We start from the raw sequence: 18746 nt of genomic DNA on the forward strand, positions 1-18746 counted from the left end.
GTCCTCATGGATATAAGTTGTAATCTGTAGTTATCCGGTCCGTCGCAGATCGACGAAACCATTCATCGGCAAATTTCACATGCAGGGGATGGTATTTATATAATTCGATAACACTTTCGTCGGTAAAATCAATAGCAAGGTAATAACGATATTTTGCAGCTAAGTCTACCGCCTCTCCGAAATGATAGTCGGTGACGCCCGGAATCAAAGTTAATACCCTGCGTCCTTCGTCAATCATGTCTAAACAATCTTGATGCCCCAGTCCCTCCCGGAGATTGAAAACGATTAAATGTCTGATCATTTCTTTTCCCCCATCGCTTGGCGTTGAGCCAGCTCCCATTTCGTGCGGACGAATTGAACGGCTGCCGGAATATCCGATTGCGTCAAGTGCTCGAAGATCATAGGTCCCTCATACCCTGATTGGATCACAGCATTCATAAATACTACATAATCTAGTAAACCTTGACCTGCCCCAATCCATTCAAAATGATCATTCAGACTTGAAGCTGGAATGAAATCCTCAACATGAATAAGACCGATACTGTCAACGATCGATGCTAGCATCTCAGGCAGGGCATCCTTCTGAACTTGAGACGTCATCCTGGTCAGCAGACCGGCTGGATCGAATACCGCTTTAATCCTTTGCTGTCCAAAATGCTTGATCACTCGAGCAAGCCGTTCTGTGTTATACGCCACGTTCATTACATAAGGCTCCAAACCCAAGCATACCCCGCGTTTCTGTCCTTCGCGAACGAGAGGTTCAAGGCTGTCTATCAATTGTTGAAAAGCCTGCTCCGTCATATTGGCAGGATCCCAGGTCCAACCATCGGGATGATACGATCCCGTTTCCGAACAAAGCATCGGTGCTCCGATTGCTTCACACAACTGTATCAGACCAATCAGCTCATTTTGGAGACAGACACGAATCTGTGGATCGGGATGAATTAGATTACGATATCCACCGACTGCCGCTATCTGAACCTTTTCGAAAGAGAACGCTTTCAAGATTCGTTTACAGTCAGCTTCTACCAGCCTCCCATCTTGCAGCTTCAGACCCGGAAATGTATCAAGTACAACATACCCAAACCCAAGCTCGCCTGCGCGAAAGGCCAACTCTTCAATGGAGCCTGCCTCAAGATATTGCGTGAATATACCTGTTTTTATAGATGCCCCTCCTTTTCAATAATTTATACTTATAATTATCAAAAATTTGTACGGACGTCTGCATGACTGAATTATACATTAGACTATTCAAAATAATCAATCTTCTTTTTTACGGACAAGCTCAACATAATATCGACATCTGTCGCCACGTACAATGGACTGTGACAGCTCCGCTAAACGATTGTCCTGCAAGTAACCTACTCTTTCGATATATAGAGCCGGCGACCCCTTAGGCACTTCAAGCATTTTAGAAGCGAAATCGTCTACAAGTACAGGCTCAAAATATTCCACCACATGATCCAAACTAACGGAAAATTTATTTTCAAGCAATGAATATAGCGAGTTGCATGTTATGACATCCTCTTGGGTTAAGCCCGGATATAGCTCTAAAGGTAGAAATGTCGTTTCGAGCATCTGTATTTCATCATCGGCTAGCCGTAATCGGATTAACTTCACGACTAGTGTATTCTCGGGTAAATTCAACTTGGCCCTCACATCTGCTTTAGGCAGTACGATCTCAAATTCGATGACTCGCGATTCGGGACGCATACCTCTGCTAGTCATATCTTGAAAGAAGCTATACAAGTTTCTTAAGCCTGTTTCGATCTTAGGCTTATTCACGAAAGTGCCTCGTCCTTGCTGTCTCTGCAAAAATCCTGCAAAAACTAGTTCGGTCACCGCCTGTCTGATCGTAGCGCGGCTGACTGAATAGGTTTCCGAAAGCAAGGATTCCGGCGGAATGGCTTCTCCAGGCTTTAGCAATCCAGACTGAATATCTCCCAGAATCTTCTCCTTAATTTGTACGTACAACGGAACCTTGCTATCGCTATTTATACGTGTCATCTGCCGAATCCCACCTAAAATGTAGTATTATTGCTAATGATAAGTGTTAATCCACATTCTCGCAACGTCTTTTCTGCAAATCTCACTTATATTCATACGTACATCTCTTATGAATCTATGAGGTGGTACAGCCCCCAGCTCGTTCGCATGCTTTTCCGAATGATGAATACATTTAAGTATTCGAGGATCAGGAGGAACGAAACATGGCACATAAGAAGGAATCGTTCATGAGAGGGACGATGGCCTTATCTGTCGCTGCTTTCATCAACCGTATTCTTGGCTTTATCAGCGGCATGTTTGTCGCTCGCGCACTGGGAGCGGAAGGAATTGGCTTGTTAATGATGGCACACCCTCTCGTGCCTCTTGTCATTACGATAACGGAACTCGGCCTGCCTGTTGCGATATCCAAGCTGGTAGCGGAAGCTTATGCTCGCGATGAGAAAGTGAAAGTCAGGCGTATCTTGCACGTATCGCTGGCGGTAACCGGCTTCCTAAGCGTGGCGCTGACGACACTTTCCCTGCTCGGCTCCCACTGGATCGCATCCATCCTGCTGAGTGACCAACGCGCCTATTATGCAATGCTCGCGATTACGCCGATTGCGCCAATTGTCGCCGTGTCCGCGGTGTTAAAAGGATACTTCCGAGGCGTTCAGCGCATGAAGGTGATCGCCGCTTCCGATGTGCTCGAGTATTCGGTGCAGATTGCCAGTGTTCTCGCGTTGGTTCATTTGCTGCTGCCTTATGGCGTAGCCTACGCAGCAGCCGGCGCAATGGCCGCCTCTGTCATAAGCGAAGCCATCAGCCTTTCCTTCCTAGTGGTCAGCTATAAGGTGCGCGGTGAAGCTAAGCTGCCGGGCGAGACATGGACCGGCCATCTCAAACAAGGCAAAAAGACGCTCACCGAGCTGCTTCAGATCGGCCTGCCGACAACCGGTCAGGGTATCGTGCATTCGGTATACAGTGCGTTTCAGCCCTTACTTATTGCTACAAGCCTCGCGCTGGCGGGCATAAGCACGGCGCTGGCCACGAAGCAGTTCGGAATGCTGGCCGGTTACGCCTTTCCGCTGCTCTACATGCCAAGCTTTATTACGCAATCCTTGTCTACCGCGCTGATTCCGGCTATTGGAGAGGCGGCAGCGAATAAGAATGACCGGCTTATGCATGAACGGATGAATCAAGCGCTAAACTTAGGATTACTGATCGGTGCACCGGCTACCGTCATCCTGTTTCAGTGGGCGACTCCGCTTACCAAGCTTGTTTATAATGCGCCTGAAGCGGGCTTGCTGCTCAAAATATTAGCGCCGATGTTTTTCCTTCACTACTTCGATGCTCCGCTCCATGCGATTCTACTCGGACTTGGCCGGGCCAGTGCAACGCTCTGGAACTACATCGTGTCCACAACGTTCAAGGCCATTGCCATATTCGTGTTTGGCAGCCAGTTCGGCATTGTAGGCATCACCTTCGGCATCGGAATCGGGATCGTCATGCAAACGCTGCTGAACTTCTTCTCCATATCCGGCTCGATCGGAATCTATATGAACATTCAACCTTATCTCAAAGTGGGCATCTGCATGCTGCTGATGGCGATTTGCGGGCGATGGTCCTTTGATTACCTAACGGTCGTCCAAGGGATACCGCTCCTCTGGAGCGTTGCCGGTTCCATCTCCTGCGCGCTGCTGATTTACTTCGCTGCTCTGCTATCGATGGATGCTTTGCTAAAGGCAAGCCGATCCATTTTGATCCCGAGGTAAGAATGTTGCACACTCGGCAACATTTGCGAAGAATTCAGCGAGACATTCCGAAAATGTTGTCCGGTAAGCAACATTTAAGTTAAAAAGCGCTGTATATGACGGAAATTTCATCTAAATGCAGCATTTTAATCAACATTTTGCCTAACAAAAAAGCCGTCTCGACCGTTGCACCTGCAACCTATCGAGACGGCTTCATTAATACCCCGCTATTGGCGTCGGCCATAGTCCGACAATACCATGCGATCCTCAAGCAGCTTCCCGGTTTCCGCATACCTGCAATTAACCGAAGCAACTTGGAAAGCGTAAGCGCGGCGCGGCTTATCCGTATGATTTTGCTTGCTGTGATGCAGCGTTTCGCGATGAAAGAACACCGCATCCCCCGGTGCCATGGGTTTACATGGGATGCCGTTCTCCGGATCAGCGGCCCGCTTATGGCCGCCCTCCGCGTTCAAGTTCGGCTGCCGTCCCAGCCGATGCGATCGGGGCGCAAGCCACAAGCCCGCATTGTCCTGCGTGATCGGATCAAGCGCAATAAACCCGTTCAGCATATGCCCCAGAATATGGGTATACTGATTGTCTTGATGCCACTCCAGCCCGCTGCCATGCGGCGCTACAACGGCGTACATGCCCATCCATATCCGCACTTTGTCGCCAAGTATAGTTTCGAAGATGCGCGCGATGTCCGGGTCCGTCAGAAAAGCAGTCGTATGGGGAAACCTGTTCTTCTCTTTCTCCACATCAATGATGGCCTGGCTTCTCCACTTGCCGTCTCCCTGCTGATTAGCAAATTCAGCATTCTCGGCATTAATGGCGTCCACCGCATGAGCTGACAGCAAGCCCGGGGCATAAAAATAACCTTCCCGATAAAATTGTTCAATCATGTCTGAGGTCAAAACAAAGTCCGTTATTTTAGACACTGGCTTTCCACCTCCCAGGACTGTTAATTTATAGGATATACACCTATTCTGAATGCCCCCATCCTGCCTGTCAATCCAAACAAAGAAGCTAGCCGCGATTGCCGCAGCTAGCTTCTTTCCTCGTAACAAACCTCTTAACGGTGAGCTTTAAATCCAAGCGCCTGCATCAGCTTAGTGAAAATTTCCGTGTTCTCGAAGCTGCCTGCGAACATTTGCGCGTTCTTGCCGGTTGCCGTCACCGGAACATCCACTGCCGTATGGCCGGAAGTCGTCCAGTCTACAACAAAGTTAAACTTGGAGTTTGCAATGGCGAAAGGACCGTCTTCCTTCGAAATGCCGTCACCGGTCTCGTCATTAGCATCCACTTCTTCAATGGACAAGCCGCCTGTTTCATGGTCGGCAAGGACCAGTACAAGCGTATCCGGATTTTTCTTGGCAAAATCCTTCGCGATTTGCACGGAGCGATCCAGCTGTTGACCTGCTTTAATCGTCATTTTGGCATTGTTTTGGTGAGCGAACTCATCCGTTCCTTCCTCTTCTACCATCAGGAAGAACCCTTTTTTGTTAGCCGACAAGGTTTCAATGGCCTTCTTCGTCATATCCGGAAGGGAAACGACCGGGTTGTAGATATCCCCTTCACCCTCAGCGCGCTGTTGGAACATTTCTTCGTTGGCGAACAGTCCAAGAAGCTTGCCGCCTTTAGCTTTTTGCATATCCGTTTTGTTCGAAACATAGCTGTAGCCCAATTGTTTCGCTTTATTGATCAGATTGCCTTGTGTGCCTTTGCTTTTCTCCGACGGATCTTCAGCAGGCTCGTCCTGGAATTTACCCGGCTCGCCGGCTGGGTACCAGAAATCTTCGCCGCCGCCGAGAAGTACATCAATCTTGCTCTTCGTCAAATATTGCAGCGCGATATCGCTTTGCTTGGAGCGGTCTTCGACATGGGCGCCGAACGCTGCGCCGGTAGCGTCCGTTACTTGGCTCGTTGTAACGACACCCGTCGATTTGCCTGCATCCTTCGCGTATTCCATGATCGTTTTGACCGACTTCTTATCGGCATCCATTCCGATGGCGCCATTATACGTTTTCACTCCGCTGGCATAAGCCGTAGCAGATGCTGCCGAGTCTGTTACAGGTACAGTGGAGCTTGTATGAATAAGTCCTACGAACGGCATAGCGTCCATTGCCAGACTGCCCTTCTCTCCGACAGTTGCCAAACGAATCGCGTTACGCGCTGCGGTCCCCATGCCGTCGCCAACGAACAAAATGACATTTTTCGTTTGCGAGGAAGCTGCTTCCGCTTTCTCATGCGAAGGCGCAGTCAGTATGCTGGTGACAACAAGTGCTGCAGCTGCAGTTACAGTAAGTGTGCTTTTGAAGCCGATTTTCTTTTGCGAAACCATTTTCCTACCTCCTAGTGATCTTTTCTATATCAGAATACTAGTAGTAGGTTAAGAGGATGTTTTCCGGATATGTAGTTCTTGTTAAGCTGACTTTGAAATGAATTCCACTTCTTTCATATTCCTTTAATCTTTCTATGCTAGGATGGGTAATGATTCCAAAAAAGAGGAGTGATAGAAACATGAAAGCCAAAATCGTAACCCTTGCGGCAGCATTACTGCTCATTGCAGCGTTAGCCAGCGCCTGCGGGAACAACAACGGCAATGGGAACAGCAACAATGGCGAGAATGAAAGCAAGGCGACTAACGAAACCTCCGCGAACACGACAACCGCGGAACCGGATAGCGGATCCACGGTAGAGATCAAGCTCGAAGCCAAAGATTTCGAATATGATCAGAAGGAAATTCACGTGAAGAAAGGCGATCATGTCAAAATCACTCTTCATAGCGACGACGCCGGGCATGGTTTCTCAATTGCGGATTACAATGTAGACATCAAGGGCGATGGCGATGGTGAATTCGATGCCGTGAATGCGGGCACTTTCGAATTCCACTGCTCCGTCATGTGCGGTTCCGGTCATCGTGATATGGTGGGCAAGCTAATCGTTGACGAAGCCTAACAAAGATTGATTTACCGAATACGAATGGCTGCGCATCGCTGCGCAGCCATCTTTATTGTAAGGCGTGCAGAATGCGATCGACCATCTCTGTCGTACTCTGTGTACCGTCGATGACAATGTCCGAGTTTGGTTTGACGCTTCTCAGCATCTCCAGGTAAGCATCCCTGCCGCGGGATAGATAGTTGGCTAATTCATGGCGCAAATCATCCATCGACCGATAATTATAATCGCGCAATATCCTTCGGGCTACCGCAATATCCAATGGGGTATCTATAAATACCGTCAGATCAATGAATTCACGAATATCGTTATTCAAATAGGCAAAAGGATAATCGAGAATAAGATAGCGGAGCTCGGCATCCTGCAAATAGAGCTCGATATCATGCCTGAATGAAGTAAGATTCCATTCATTATAATCGGCTCCTCGTTCCACCCAATCACAGATGTCTTCCGGGCTTTCCTCAAAGTCATAATCGTCAAAATATAAAGCTTGCGCATGAGCTAATCGTTCAAGCAGCTGCTCGGTCAGGGTCGTCTTCCCGCCTCCGGATACAGCAGCAATGGCAATTACGAAAGGTTTTTCGTCCATCGTTGTCCTCCAAAATTGTGTTCATGTTCCCATATGGAACATTTTTCCCATACCTTGCTAGCATAACACATCCGCCCCGAATTGGAATGGGCTTCCAATCCCTTCATAAGCGCCGCATGCCGTGCATGACCTCTATTGTACAGTCCCTCCAACTTGCATTATACTAATAAAATATATATTAATGAGACGGATCGGTTTGGAGGATCAGCGTGAAAGATCATAGACCCCGCTATCAAATCTTAATCGACTATTATACGGACCGCATTGCATCGGAGGAATTGCGTGCAGGCGATAAGCTGCCGACAGGTCCGGAAATCGCCGAACAGTTCGGCGTGAGCGCCATTACCGTAACCCATGCCATGCGGCAGCTGGAAACGGACGGTCTGATTAAGCGAATTAAGAAAAAAGGAACCTTCGTAACGGATAGAACGCCGCAATCGCCGGCTCGCTCTCTTGCCGAATCAAGAGCTGCGGCAGGATCCGCTGCACAAGCCGCAACGCTGCCCATCCCCGTCATTTCGCTGGTGATGCCGTTTAGCGAAACGATTGGCTATGAGATCTTCCGCGGTGTAGAGGAAGAATGCGCTGCACAAGGACTATACGTCACGTTTCATAATTCCAAATACGACGATGCTGTCGAGCGCAGCATTATTCAGAAGCTGGCGAAGGATCGTGTCAGCGGCATCATCGTTTATCCGGTGTCCAGCTACAAGAACATCGACGTCTTCAGCCATCTTGCCATCGAGGGCATTCCGTTCACGCTCATTGATCGGAACATCGAAGGACTGGAAGCACCGCTCGTCGTTTCAAACAATATTGAAGCAGGCTACAGCCTGGCTTCGCACCTCCTCCAGCTTGGTCATACACGGCTTGCCTTCGTATGCCAATCGTGGAAAGAAGCGGTATCCGTCAGTGACCGCTACAAAGGATACTGCAATGCGCTCATCGAAGCGGGCATTCCGCCTCAGCCCGAATGGCTGGTTAATATGGAGAAGCTTGAGGTTAACAACGTTGCCGGCAACCCTTACGATGTGCTGCTCGACCATCTGCTTGCCATTACGCCAGCGCCTACAGCTGCCGTTGCCGTGAATGATTTTACCGCGACCGGCCTGCTCAAGGCTGCGCTCCAACGAGGAATCGCGGTGCCGGAGCGGCTGTCGGTCACCGGCTTCGATAACCACTCCTTCACCGCACATCTCGAGATACCGCTCACGACTGTCGAGCAGGACTTCTACAGTATTGGCCGGGATGCGGCGAAGCTCGTCTTAGCTCCGGCACAGGAGCGCAGCGGCTCCAAGCTTGTGCTCGGTACCAAGTTGATTGTTCGGCAATCGACCGGCGAACCTACCTCCCCATGACCGTTGAGCGGTCGTGGGATTTTTTTTATATATATTTTAATAAATACGGATTTACAAGAATTAGGGATCGATTTATGATTAAAGTATATTTTAATATTCCAATGGAAAAGAGGTCTGCCCTCGCTATGTCGACTCCAAAAGCAATCATACATGTCATTTCGCATACCCACTGGGATCGTGAATGGTATATGCCTTACGAGGCGCATCATGCCAAATTGATTCAAACGATGGACGGTCTGCTCGAAATTATGGATCAAGATCCGGAGTTTCTCAGCTTCTATCTCGACGGTCAGACGATCGTGCTCGAGGATTATTTGCAAGTGTATCCCGAGAAACGCGAGAAGCTCATTGAGCTGGTCCAAGCAGGGAAGCTCTCTGCCGGCCCTTGGTATATTCTGCAGGATGAGTTTCTGACCAGCAGCGAAGCGAATATTCGCAACATGCAAATCGGACATCGCGACGCTAAGGCGTATGGTCCCGTTTCTAAGCTTGGCTACTTCCCCGATTCCTTCGGCAACATGGGCCAGGCCGCTCAAATCCTGCAGCAGGCAGGGATTTCAACAGCCGTGTTCGGCCGCGGCGTGAAGGCCACCGGCTTCAATAACAGCGTATCGGAAGCATTGGACCTCGAATCGCCATACTCGGAGCTGCACTGGGAATCGCCGGATGGCTCGCGGGTTCTCGGCATCTTGTTCGCCAATTGGTACAACAACGGCATGGAAATCCCTGAGGAGCCGGCTGCAGCGCGCAAGTTCTGGGACAATGCCATCGCGAATGCATCTAAGTATGCATCTACGCCGCATCTGCTGCTCATGAACGGCTGCGATCACCAGCCTGCTCAGGCGAATTTATCCGCTGCGCTTCGGACGGCGCGCGAGTTGTACCCTGACTATGAATTCATTCATTCCAATTATGATGATTACGTCGCAGCCGTGCAGTCTGCTTTGCCGGAGACGCTCAGCACGATCAATGGCGAACTTCGCGGTCAGCGTACAGATGGCTGGTACTCCCTTGTTAATACAGCCTCATCGCGTGTCTATATTAAGCAGCTCAATCAAGAGAATCAGACGATGCTGGAGAAGATCGCCGAACCTCTGGCTGCTTTCGCCCATGTGAATGGCCGCCCTTATCCACATGGACTGCTCAATTATGCATGGAAAACGTTAATGCAAAATCACCCTCATGACAGCATCTGCGGCTGCAGCGTGGATGAGGTTTACCATGAAATGAAAACCCGCTTCGAGAAGAGCAAGGGTGTTGCAGCTGCCGTTATCGCCGACAGCTTGGCTCACTTGAGCGCACAGATCGATACGGCGAGCTTCGCTTCCATTAGCTCGGACAGTGCGCCATTCGTTGTATACAGCACGAGTGGATACGCACAGAGCGGCGTTGTAACGGTGGAATTGGAGCTGGGCCGCCGCTACTTCAAACCGAACGAGAGCCCGATGAACAATTCGAAATATGTCTTAGAGCATACGACGGCTGAAGGCTACCTCGTGAATTATCTAGGCGAGAAACTGGCTTGCACAAGCGTGGACCTTGGCGTGCGATTCGGCTACGATTTGCCGGACGATAAGTTTAGGCAGCCGTATTTTGCCCGCGTTATTACGGTAACGTTCGAAACCGGAGCGCTGCCTGCCATGGGGTATTCCAGCTTCGCATGGATTCCGGCGGCTCAATCGGCAGTGGCGCAGCCATCATCGCTGGTCGCTGAGGAAAACACGATGGAGAATGCCTACCTCCACGTTACGGTCGCTGGTGACGGCAGCCTGACGATTAAGGATAAACGAACAGGCGAGACCTTTGACGGACTTGGCGTTTACGAGAATGTCGGCGATATCGGCAACGAATATATTTTCAAGCAGCCGGACGGCGACACCGCCATTACAACCAGAGGACTTGCGGCGCAAGTAACGCTTGTGGAAGACACTGCGTACCGGGCAACGTACGAAATTACGCATACCTTCGACATTCCGGAGCAAGCCGATGAACGGCTGAAGCAGGAAATCGCAACGATGGTGAACTTCCTGGACCGGAAAGCACAGCGTTCTGAGAAACGTGTGCCGATCACGATTGTGACGCGCGTAAGTCTCAGCCGTTCCGAGGAAGGCGTCCGCGTTCACGCTGCATTCCATAATCCTGCGAAGGATCAGCGTCTGCGCGTTCTGTTCCCATCCGGCGTTACAACGGCGAAACACTACGCCGACTCCATATTCGAGGTCGCTGAACGAGCTACCATTCCGACGGAGGAATGGGTCAATCCGAGCAACTGTCAGCATCAGAGCGCTTTCGTCGATGTGCATGAGAACGGCCGCGGTTTGACCATTGCCAATAAAGGCCTCAATGAATATGAAGTATTGCGTGACGGCAGCGGAACGATTGCGGTGACGATCCTGCGATCGACCGGCGAGCTCGGTGATTGGGGCGTATTCCTAACGCCGGATGCGCAGTGCCTTGGCCCTAATCATGCGGAATGGATGATTCTCCCCCACGGAGGCGGGGATTCACGGTTCACCGCTTATCAGCAAGCTTACGGTTTCCAAGTGCCGATGCAGGTCAGCCAAACGGGCGTACACGAAGGATCGCTGCCCGCGCAGCAAAGCCTGCTCGAATGGAGCGCTGCAGGATCGGGCCTCGCCCTCTCCAGCGTGAAAATCAACGAAGATCGCGGCGATTTGATAGCCCGCTGGTATAATCTCTCCGGTGAGCCGGCTGAGCTGACCGTCAGCTCGCAATCGCATGGCCGGCTTTACGAGAGCACTGTGCTCGAAGACGCGAATGCCGCGGGCGCCGGTGACTTAGGGACTGACGGCTCCGCTGCCGTGCCGGTTCAAGGGTATAAGATCATCAGCATCGGAATGAGCGCTAGGTAATAGCATGTGAAACTGGAAAAGGCAGTCTGGGATGCAAGCATCCTAAACTGCCTTTTTGTTGTGGCGATATTAACCGAGTTTGGGGTGTCCCAAATTCTAACGAATCGTAGAGACCATTGGGCCGAATTTGGGCTCTACGAAATTCTAACGAATCGTAGAGACCTTATCTGTAGTAAATCCGCTCCAAAATCCAAGTAAACCGCTAAATAAGACCGCTACGATTCGTTAGACTATTTTCAGCGGTATTTTGGGGCAAATAAGCCTTGTACGATTCGTTAGAGCAAAAAAAAGAGGCCCATGATTGCGACTCTCGGCGGCCGGGACGGGAGATTCAGGGTTAGTTTGGACGCTGACATGTCGGTTTCCGTACTCTCAGCTTCTTTTTCCGTTGGTTTTAGCCTTGAGAGTTCCATTTGGCGACTCTCGGCTGCCGGACGGGAGATTCGGGGTTAGTTTGGACGCTGAGAGGTCGGTTTCCGGACTCTCAGCTTCTTTTTCGGTTGGTTTTGGCACTGAGAGTTCCATTTGGCGACTCTCAGCTGCCGGGACGGGAGATTCAGGGTTAGTTTGAACGCTGAGAGGTCGGTTTCCGGACTCTCAGCTTCTTCGATCCGTTGGTTTTGCCCCCGAGAGTTCCACTTGGCGACTCTCAGCTGCCGGACGCAAACAAAAAAAGAAGCCGATGATTGCTCATCCGCCTCTTTCCTATGTCCTAGTTCATCTATATCCTACAGTTTGCTAAGTGTTTCAGTCAGCACAGGAACGATTTGCGATTTGCGGGAAACTACGCCCTTCAGAACCGCTTTGTTGTCGTCAAGCTTCACGTTGTACGCTTGCTCAACCGCTGCCGCTTGTTTACCGAGCGCCAGCGCAACGGAATCGTTGTTCAAGATGTCAGTTACGACGAATACGAACAGATCAAGGCCTTTGTCAGCGATGATCGTGTTCAGCGCCGCTTCCACTTCTGCTTGGCGGGAAAGGACATCATTGACGTCAACCGCGTTTACTTGCGCGATTTCCACTTTGTAGCTGCCCATTGCGAATTCTTTCGCATCCAGCGAAATCAATTGCGCGATTGTTTTGTCGCTGAGATCAGCGCCGGCTTTAAGCATTTCAAGGCCGTACGTTTCAGGCGTTACGCCTGCGATTGCTGCCAGCTCGCGAGCGGCTGCAACGTCTTCCGGCGTGCAAGTCGGCGATTTGAACAGCAAGGAATCAGAGATGATTGCCGAAAGCATCAAGCCTGCAATGCCGCTTTCAATCGCGATGCCGTTTTCTTTGTACATTTTATTAAGGATGGTCGCCGTGCAGCCTACAGGCTCGCAGCGGTAGTAGAGCGGGTGTGCTGTCTCGAAATTAGCGATACGGTGGTGGTCGATAACTTCAAGGACGCGCACTTTATCGATGTCGCTAGCGCTTTGCTGACGCTCATTGTGGTCAACAAGAATAACGTTGCTTGTTTCGTTCGAAACGGTCTCAACCAAACGAGGCGCAGCCGCTTTAAATTGATTCAGCGCGTATTGCGTTTCGCCGTTCACTTCGCCAAGACGAACCGCTTCAACCTCTTGGCCAAGCTTTGTTTTCAAGTCTGCATAAGCAATTGCCGAACAGATTGTGTCCGTGTCCGGGTTTTTGTGTCCGAAAATCAATGTTTTTGACATCTTCATACTCCTTATTCGCTGTTTATTGGGTGCTGGCGACCATAAGAACGCCGGTAAGAATAAATCCCTAATCGGTATTATACCGTTTATTGCCGTGAATTCCTATTCCATTACAGGCAAATTCATAAACAGTTCTATATTTCGTCAAAAAGTTCAGGTGCTTTGTCCGCCCGAAGACGCTTATCCACCAATTCGAAGAGCGCATCGCAGAACAAATCCGTCTCGTTCTCCCGCAGTGTTCCCAGAACCGGAATGGTCAAGGTGAGCTCGCCCCACTGCTGCTTGAAATAAGCTTTGCGAATGGCATTCCCTCCATCCCGTTTCATCGGATTGTACGTCCACCGCAGATGCGACGGCTTCCCTTCGCGATCGTACGCGAGCTTCTGAATCTCGGCATGCGTAGTCGATTTATCCCCTGCATATATGACCATATAATAGTTGTCGTTCCGATGCCAATCGATAAACAGCACATATAGCGCGCCGCCGATCGTTCGGGCAATATGATACGCATTCACAAGCGGTTTGCCGTTCGACCATTGATGGAAACTCGATAGCGGCAATCCGTCCGTACTGATGCGTGTTACGTCGTAAGCGCCGACCGGCCCAATGCTTGATCGCTCGATCCATTCCGCGAGCACGGCTGCTTCCTGTTTCTCCACCTCTATCATCTCCTTTTGCATGCAGCATTCTGCACGATCGCGATATAATGAGGATAACCTATCATTGGCTAGTCCGAAAGGAAGAAATTGGGGCATGATGAATTCGTTCGAAATTGTCGGCACGCCAAGCGAATTTGCGCGGAGCCATCTGTTCTTTGGATTAATTGGCGGATATGATGCACCGCGGAAGGACTTCCTCTACACGCGCGACTATTATCCGGCTTATGAAATTCTGTTTATTACAAAAGGCAAAGGCGCATTCAAGCATGCCAACCAGTGGATCGAAATTGTTGAAGGCGACTGCGTTGTGCATGACATGCGGATGCCTCATGCTTATAAGACGGAAGCGAAGGATGCTTTCGAAATGTACTATTTGGTATTCGACAGCATCGACATGGAGCACTTCTGGCCGAAGCTGTTCGGCGAACCTTCCTATTCCATCGTGCAAAATCTTCCGGCCGTCAATGAAATCCGCAGTCTGCTGGAACAGATCGCGGAGCTCATGAGCGAGCAGCATCCTGCCTATGAGATGCCTCTGTCTGCGCATATCTATCAGCTGCTGATGGAGATTTTCCGGAAGCAGCGAGACTTAGGCGGCTCTTGGCTGACCAGCCAAGGCACCGAACCGGAGCCTCTGCAGCGTGCGCGGGCGTATATGGATGCGAACTATCTGGAGGTCGAGGAAGTCTCGCAGCTGGCACAAATCGCCAACCTCAGCCTGTATCATTTTATCCGTCAATTTAAGAAGCAATACGGCGTCACGCCGAAGGAATACGTGCTGCTCAAGAAGGTACATCACGCGAAGCGGTTGCTTATCAGCACCTCTCTCTCGATCGGAGAGGTTAGCATGCAAAGCGGATTTGCCAGCTATAACGCCTTTCTGCATGCTTTTCTGAAAGTGCAGCATGATTCGCCGCGTGATTTCCGCCGAAGCCTGCGCCGTCTCTAATAACTCCGGCCTCTCTTCTTACAAACAGCAATTTATTGAGTGTATTCGGCAATTCGCTAGCTTCAATCTCTTCTTCCTTTATCGTAAACTAAAGTCAAATAAAGCGTTTACTAACTAGGAGGGTCTAAGAATGAGCCTATACGGATTAACGAGCGAACAGCAATTGATGTGGGATCGTGACGGTTTTCTGGTGATTGAGGATTTTCTGAGCAGCCAAGAGGTCGCTTCCATTAACGAAGACATGGATCAGGCCTTCCATGAATTCGAAGTCAACAATCGCGTCAACCCGGCTACCGGCCAACTGAACCATGTGAAGCAGATTTGCGGCATTATCGAGTATGGCGAGACCTTCGCCGGGCTCATGGAGCATAAGCGCATGATGAATATTTTGCGGGATATGATCGGCAATCAGTTCGTCATGATCGATAACGACGCCTTACTCAAACCACCTGGCAAAATCTCGCACACCAACTGGCACCGTGACACGACTACGCGGATCTTCTTTGGCGACAAGCAAGCCCCATTCATGGTTAAGGTGTTCTACTTCCTCTCCGATGTGCCGTACGACGGCGGTTGCCTCGCGTTCTTGCCGGGCAGCATTCACATGAAGGATGAAGATTTGCCTAAAGTGGAGAAGCAAGAGGAGCTGCCCGGCCATGTCCGAATGAACGTGAAGGCCGGTACGGCTGTAATCTTCAATGGCTATACGTACCACTCGGCGCTGAACAATTTCTCTGATGTCACTCGCCGCTCACTCATTTATAACTACGCCCAATCCTGCCTTCGCACATGGCCGGGTTACGAGCCTTCCGAAGAGCTCAAAGCCGGTGCAACCTCGAATATGCGCAAGATGCTGCTCGGCGTAACGCCGTGGATGACCGATGCGAAAGCCTTCGAAGAAGAAGATGCCGCAGCGTCCGGCAGCAAAATGATGATGGGTTAACAAGCAAGGGTGCCGGGTTGCCGGTACCCTTTTATTTTGCGCTCGCACATTTAACTTTCTGACTACGTTTCCATTATCACGAATGATTCTGCTATAATTTTGTATTGGACAATCATCGACGAAACACTTGCTATACATTCAACTATTAAAGGAGCGAACCCCATGTTTGAGCATATCGTTATTTTCAAAATGAACGCCACCGTCACGCCCGAGAAGGAACAAGAGCTGGTAAACAGCCTGCTTGCGTTCAAAGGCGCTATTCCGGGCATCGTTGAACTCACTGCGGGACAAAACATTACGGAAGAAACGGGCAATATCCACGGTTACTCCCTTGGACTTCGCGTGACCTTCGAGAACCGCGATGCGTTGCGCGCTTACGGCCCGCATCCTGTTCACCAAGCGTTCGTGAAATCGCTCGATGGTCTGCTTGAAAGTGTAGTCGTCGTCGACTATCACATCTAAATATCAATTTCAGATATATATCTGATAATGTCAGCCATTGTCGCCGCCTCTCCTTCGCAGTAAGCTTGAGCTAATCAATGCGAGAGGATGAGAGCGATGAACAAAGTAGTCCCGCGCCTAACAACGCCGATTACACAAGCCCAAATAGATCAATTCAATGAAGAGGGCTTCTTGCTGATTAAGAACGGCTGCTCAGCCGACCTAATCGATGCCTTTAACGGACATATTTACGATTTGCGCGACGAGAAGCCGATGCCGGAGTGGGCCGCATGCGAAGAGAGCAAGAAATATTCCATTCGCTTGTTTAACCCGCACCTTCATGATGGATTCGCGCGACAAATGATGAAGCTGCCGCTCGTACGCGGAACGCTTGCTCAGCTCATGGGCCGTGAAGCCGTGTGCGTGCAGAGCATGTTTTTCTACAAAGAGCCCGGTTCCCCCGGGCAAGCGGCGCATCAGGATTTCTACTACATTAAGAACGATCCGATGACGATGATTGCCGCTTGGATCGCGATGGAGGAGAGCGTTGACGAAGAGAATGGCTGTCTCTGGGTCATTCCGAAGTCTCACCGCCTTGGCCTCCTGCCGCATGGCGCCGTTAAGAATCTTGACGAGCATGAACCTTGGACGGATGAAACGGAAGGCATTGATTTGAAGCAGCAGGTACCGGTCGTTATGGAGAAAGGCGACATCCTGTTCTTCCATGAGCTGCTCATTCATTCTTCCACTCGCAATCGGAGCACAGACCGCTGGCGCCGTTCTTATGTATGCCACTATATCCGCGAGGATGCGACGACTTCACGCAGCGATCTGCAGAAGAAGTTTCCGCTCTATTAAGACAGAAAGCCCGGCTGTGGATGCCGGGCTTTCTCTATTTTCCAGCAAAACACAGGTTATTTCTCTCTTTAGATGCTGGTATGCTGGAATGGTGGCCTATACATAAACAGGGATGGAGGACATTCAGGATGAGAAAGAAAACCAAACTGGCGGCCATAAGCTTTATGCTATTGTCAGGTACCGTGCAAGCGACGGCCTTCGCAGGACAAACTCATGCAAGCGCTGTCACTTATTCGATTGGTGCTTCGAGCAGCGTTGTGACGACTTTGCAGACGGATTTGAAGAAGCTGGGCTATTTCAACTATCCTACTGCAACCGGTTATTATGGTACTGTTACTCGCGATGCCGTCATCGCTTTTCAAAGCAGCTACGGACTAATCGCCGACGGCATTACCGGCCCGTTAACGCTTGACGCCGTTAGTCGTGCGATCTTGAAGCAAAAGCTTATCGCAGATACGTCCTCTTACCTCGGCATTCCTTATGCGTGGGGCGGAACGAGTCCGGCAAGCGGCTTTGACTGCTCCGGTTTTATCTATTATATGTTCACGAAATTCGGTGTTTCGCAGACGCGGACAACCTCCTCGAACCTATTTACCCAAGGCTACGCCGTGAACAAATCGATGCTGCAGCCGGGAGATCTTGTTTTCTTCCATAATAGTCCGTCCACAGGGGTAGTGGATCATGTCGGCTTCTACCTGGGAGGCGGTTCGTTTATTTCGGCATTGTCCTCGAAGGGAATCTACGTTCAGCAGTTGGACAACTCCTACTGGGGGCCGCGCTACGCAGGTGCAAGACGAGTTTATTAGTGGGATAGAGACAGCTCGGCGGCCGCGTCGGGCTGTTCTTTTTTTGGGCTGCGTCATGTTCCTGTTTTGCAATTCGGGAGCTATAATGAAAGGAAGGAGGAACGATTGGTATGAGCTCTGGACTCCCTTACGACAAAATCACTTCCGCCTACGCCGGCACCATCGTCTATCCGCCGAAAGGCACTTATGGTCCGCGCGTGCAGCAAGATGTACAGCTTGTGCTGCTTCATACCGGCGAGCTCGATCTGACGATCGATGACACTCGGCATCATGTCAAAGCCGGACAAGTCGTTTTGCTGAAACCGCAGCAGCACGAATATTTTGCTTTTGCCGAGTCGCAAGAGTCTTGGCATCGTTGGGTTACCTTATCCGTTTCTGCCCTTACGGAAGCCGAGCTCCATTATTTGGACGGCCTGCCCTTTAGCATGCCAATTCCGGAGGCCCTCAATTCGGTGACCGATATGCTGCTTTCGTTGCAAAATGATTATTTAAAGCAGGACGAGCTCATGCTAAGTTTGGGCTATTCCGCCTTTCAATTGTTTACCGCCAGAATCGCGCAAACCAAGCAGCAGCAAGAGCTTCATCCCAGCATCGTAGCAGCATTAACCTATATTCAGCAGCACTACGCCGAGGAACTCTCTCTACCTGATCTGGCCGGTGCCGCCGGTGTTTCTCCGGAGCATCTGGTCCGACTGTTTCACGTTCATCAACACCTGACACCGATCCGCTATCTATGGCAATACCGTGTGCTCAAGGCAACCGAATTGCTCTCTCAATCCGGCCTTTCCATCGGCGAAATTGCGTCAAGATGCGGGTTCAAGACTGCGTTTCATCTCTCGCGGCTCGTGAAGGAGCAGACGGGCAGCACCCCTTCGGACATCCGCAAAGCCGCGTGGGGAACGACGAATTAACTT

The 18746-nt window shown here is 50.5% G+C and carries 18 protein-coding genes; 10 read left to right on the top strand and 8 right to left on the bottom strand.

The window, feature by feature from the left end; genetic code table 11:
- Window positions 1-4: 4 nt before the first annotated feature.
- The 3 genes from I8J30_RS08165 to I8J30_RS08175 all read right to left on the bottom strand — a co-directional run bounded on the left by I8J30_RS08165 (window position 5) and on the right by I8J30_RS08175 (window position 2007).
- Entirely contained in the window at window positions 5-301 is a 297-nt protein-coding gene (locus I8J30_RS08165; RefSeq protein ID WP_210657040.1) for a Dabb family protein, read from the bottom strand.
- The gene (locus tag I8J30_RS08170) at window positions 298-1113 is read right to left on the bottom strand and encodes a sugar phosphate isomerase/epimerase family protein (RefSeq protein WP_210657042.1); all 816 of its coding nucleotides are present in this window, start codon (window positions 1111-1113) and stop codon (window positions 298-300) included. Before I8J30_RS08170 ends, I8J30_RS08165 begins: the two co-directional genes overlap by 4 nt.
- A gap of 147 nt (window positions 1114-1260) precedes the next feature.
- A complete protein-coding gene (locus I8J30_RS08175) occupies window positions 1261-2007 on the bottom strand; it encodes a GntR family transcriptional regulator (protein ID WP_210657044.1) in 747 nt (248 codons plus the stop codon).
- A 203-nt stretch (window positions 2008-2210) separates the two neighbouring features.
- Between I8J30_RS08175 and spoVB the strand changes: the two genes are divergently transcribed.
- Complete coding sequence (spoVB, locus tag I8J30_RS08180; protein ID WP_210657046.1) at window positions 2211-3758, top strand: stage V sporulation protein B; 1548 nt, start codon at window positions 2211-2213, stop codon at window positions 3756-3758.
- 206 nt (window positions 3759-3964) lie between these two features.
- Here spoVB and I8J30_RS08185 read toward each other — a convergent pair whose 3' ends face one another.
- Entirely contained in the window at window positions 3965-4675 is a 711-nt protein-coding gene (locus I8J30_RS08185) for a phytanoyl-CoA dioxygenase family protein (RefSeq protein WP_210657048.1), read from the bottom strand.
- 134 nt (window positions 4676-4809) lie between these two features.
- On the bottom strand, window positions 4810-6078 hold the full coding sequence (locus tag I8J30_RS08190) for an alkaline phosphatase (protein ID WP_210657049.1): 1269 nt from the start codon (window positions 6076-6078) through the stop codon (window positions 4810-4812).
- A 179-nt stretch (window positions 6079-6257) separates the two neighbouring features.
- Between I8J30_RS08190 and I8J30_RS08195 the strand changes: the two genes are divergently transcribed.
- Window positions 6258-6695, top strand: a complete 438-nt coding sequence (locus I8J30_RS08195) for a cupredoxin domain-containing protein (RefSeq protein WP_210657051.1) — start codon at window positions 6258-6260, stop codon at window positions 6693-6695.
- Between the two features lie 52 nt (window positions 6696-6747).
- On the opposite strand, the gene I8J30_RS08200 is transcribed toward I8J30_RS08195, so the two are convergent.
- Window positions 6748-7284, bottom strand: a complete 537-nt coding sequence (locus I8J30_RS08200; RefSeq protein ID WP_210657052.1) for a nucleoside/nucleotide kinase family protein — start codon at window positions 7282-7284, stop codon at window positions 6748-6750.
- A gap of 209 nt (window positions 7285-7493) precedes the next feature.
- Between I8J30_RS08200 and I8J30_RS08205 the strand changes: the two genes are divergently transcribed.
- A complete protein-coding gene (locus tag I8J30_RS08205) occupies window positions 7494-8642 on the top strand; it encodes a LacI family DNA-binding transcriptional regulator (protein ID WP_210657055.1) in 1149 nt (382 codons plus the stop codon).
- Between the two features lie 125 nt (window positions 8643-8767).
- Window positions 8768-11515 (top strand): alpha-mannosidase, encoded by a 2748-nt coding sequence (locus I8J30_RS08210; protein WP_210657057.1) that lies wholly within the window; start codon window positions 8768-8770, stop codon window positions 11513-11515.
- Between the two features lie 728 nt (window positions 11516-12243).
- Here the strand turns inward: I8J30_RS08210 and I8J30_RS08215 are convergent.
- Window positions 12244-13176: a manganese-dependent inorganic pyrophosphatase gene (locus I8J30_RS08215; protein ID WP_210657060.1), complete on the bottom strand. Its 933-nt coding sequence runs from the start codon at window positions 13174-13176 to the stop codon at window positions 12244-12246.
- A 134-nt stretch (window positions 13177-13310) separates the two neighbouring features.
- Window positions 13311-13835 carry a hypothetical protein gene (locus tag I8J30_RS08220; RefSeq protein ID WP_210657062.1) on the bottom strand — a complete coding sequence of 175 codons (525 nt, stop codon included), beginning with the start codon at window positions 13833-13835 and terminating at the stop codon, window positions 13311-13313.
- Window positions 13836-13929: 94 nt separating this feature from the next.
- On the opposite strand from I8J30_RS08220, the gene I8J30_RS08225 reads away from it, so the two are divergent.
- The 6 genes from I8J30_RS08225 to I8J30_RS08250 all read left to right on the top strand — a co-directional run bounded on the left by I8J30_RS08225 (window position 13930) and on the right by I8J30_RS08250 (window position 18743).
- Window positions 13930-14784: a helix-turn-helix domain-containing protein gene (locus I8J30_RS08225; protein ID WP_210657064.1), complete on the top strand. Its 855-nt coding sequence runs from the start codon at window positions 13930-13932 to the stop codon at window positions 14782-14784.
- Window positions 14785-14914: 130 nt separating this feature from the next.
- Window positions 14915-15727 (top strand): phytanoyl-CoA dioxygenase family protein, encoded by an 813-nt coding sequence (locus I8J30_RS08230; protein WP_210657066.1) that lies wholly within the window; start codon window positions 14915-14917, stop codon window positions 15725-15727.
- A 162-nt stretch (window positions 15728-15889) separates the two neighbouring features.
- Window positions 15890-16189 (top strand): Dabb family protein, encoded by a 300-nt coding sequence (locus tag I8J30_RS08235; protein WP_210657068.1) that lies wholly within the window; start codon window positions 15890-15892, stop codon window positions 16187-16189.
- Window positions 16190-16285: 96 nt separating this feature from the next.
- Window positions 16286-17026, top strand: coding sequence for a phytanoyl-CoA dioxygenase family protein (locus I8J30_RS08240; RefSeq protein ID WP_210657070.1), 741 nt, complete (start codon window positions 16286-16288; stop codon window positions 17024-17026).
- Window positions 17027-17154: 128 nt separating this feature from the next.
- A complete protein-coding gene (locus I8J30_RS08245) occupies window positions 17155-17832 on the top strand; it encodes a C40 family peptidase (protein WP_210657072.1) in 678 nt (225 codons plus the stop codon).
- A gap of 110 nt (window positions 17833-17942) precedes the next feature.
- Window positions 17943-18743: a helix-turn-helix domain-containing protein gene (locus I8J30_RS08250; protein WP_210657074.1), complete on the top strand. Its 801-nt coding sequence runs from the start codon at window positions 17943-17945 to the stop codon at window positions 18741-18743.
- Window positions 18744-18746 lie beyond the last annotated feature (3 nt).

Origin of the sequence: Paenibacillus lignilyticus (assembly GCF_017942085.1) — a bacterium.
In the GTDB taxonomy this organism is placed as follows: domain Bacteria; phylum Bacillota; class Bacilli; order Paenibacillales; family Paenibacillaceae; genus Paenibacillus_Z; species Paenibacillus_Z lignilyticus.

Coding starts and splice junctions, on each gene's coding strand:
- I8J30_RS08250 (WP_210657074.1), top strand. CDS start 17,943: ATGAGCTCTGGACTCCCTTACGACAAAATCACTTCCGCCTACGCCGGC.
- I8J30_RS08240 (WP_210657070.1), top strand. CDS start 16,286: ATGAACAAAGTAGTCCCGCGCCTAACAACGCCGATTACACAAGCCCAA.
- spoVB (WP_210657046.1), top strand. CDS start 2,211: ATGGCACATAAGAAGGAATCGTTCATGAGAGGGACGATGGCCTTATCT.
- I8J30_RS08225 (WP_210657064.1), top strand. CDS start 13,930: ATGATGAATTCGTTCGAAATTGTCGGCACGCCAAGCGAATTTGCGCGG.
- I8J30_RS08245 (WP_210657072.1), top strand. CDS start 17,155: ATGAGAAAGAAAACCAAACTGGCGGCCATAAGCTTTATGCTATTGTCA.
- I8J30_RS08210 (WP_210657057.1), top strand. CDS start 8,768: ATGTCGACTCCAAAAGCAATCATACATGTCATTTCGCATACCCACTGG.
- I8J30_RS08235 (WP_210657068.1), top strand. CDS start 15,890: ATGTTTGAGCATATCGTTATTTTCAAAATGAACGCCACCGTCACGCCC.
- I8J30_RS08175 (WP_210657044.1), bottom strand. CDS start 2,007: ATGACACGTATAAATAGCGATAGCAAGGTTCCGTTGTACGTACAAATT.
- I8J30_RS08195 (WP_210657051.1), top strand. CDS start 6,258: ATGAAAGCCAAAATCGTAACCCTTGCGGCAGCATTACTGCTCATTGCA.
- I8J30_RS08190 (WP_210657049.1), bottom strand. CDS start 6,078: ATGGTTTCGCAAAAGAAAATCGGCTTCAAAAGCACACTTACTGTAACT.
- I8J30_RS08230 (WP_210657066.1), top strand. CDS start 14,915: ATGAGCCTATACGGATTAACGAGCGAACAGCAATTGATGTGGGATCGT.
- I8J30_RS08215 (WP_210657060.1), bottom strand. CDS start 13,176: ATGTCAAAAACATTGATTTTCGGACACAAAAACCCGGACACGGACACA.
- I8J30_RS08165 (WP_210657040.1), bottom strand. CDS start 301: ATGATCAGACATTTAATCGTTTTCAATCTCCGGGAGGGACTGGGGCAT.
- I8J30_RS08200 (WP_210657052.1), bottom strand. CDS start 7,284: ATGGACGAAAAACCTTTCGTAATTGCCATTGCTGCTGTATCCGGAGGC.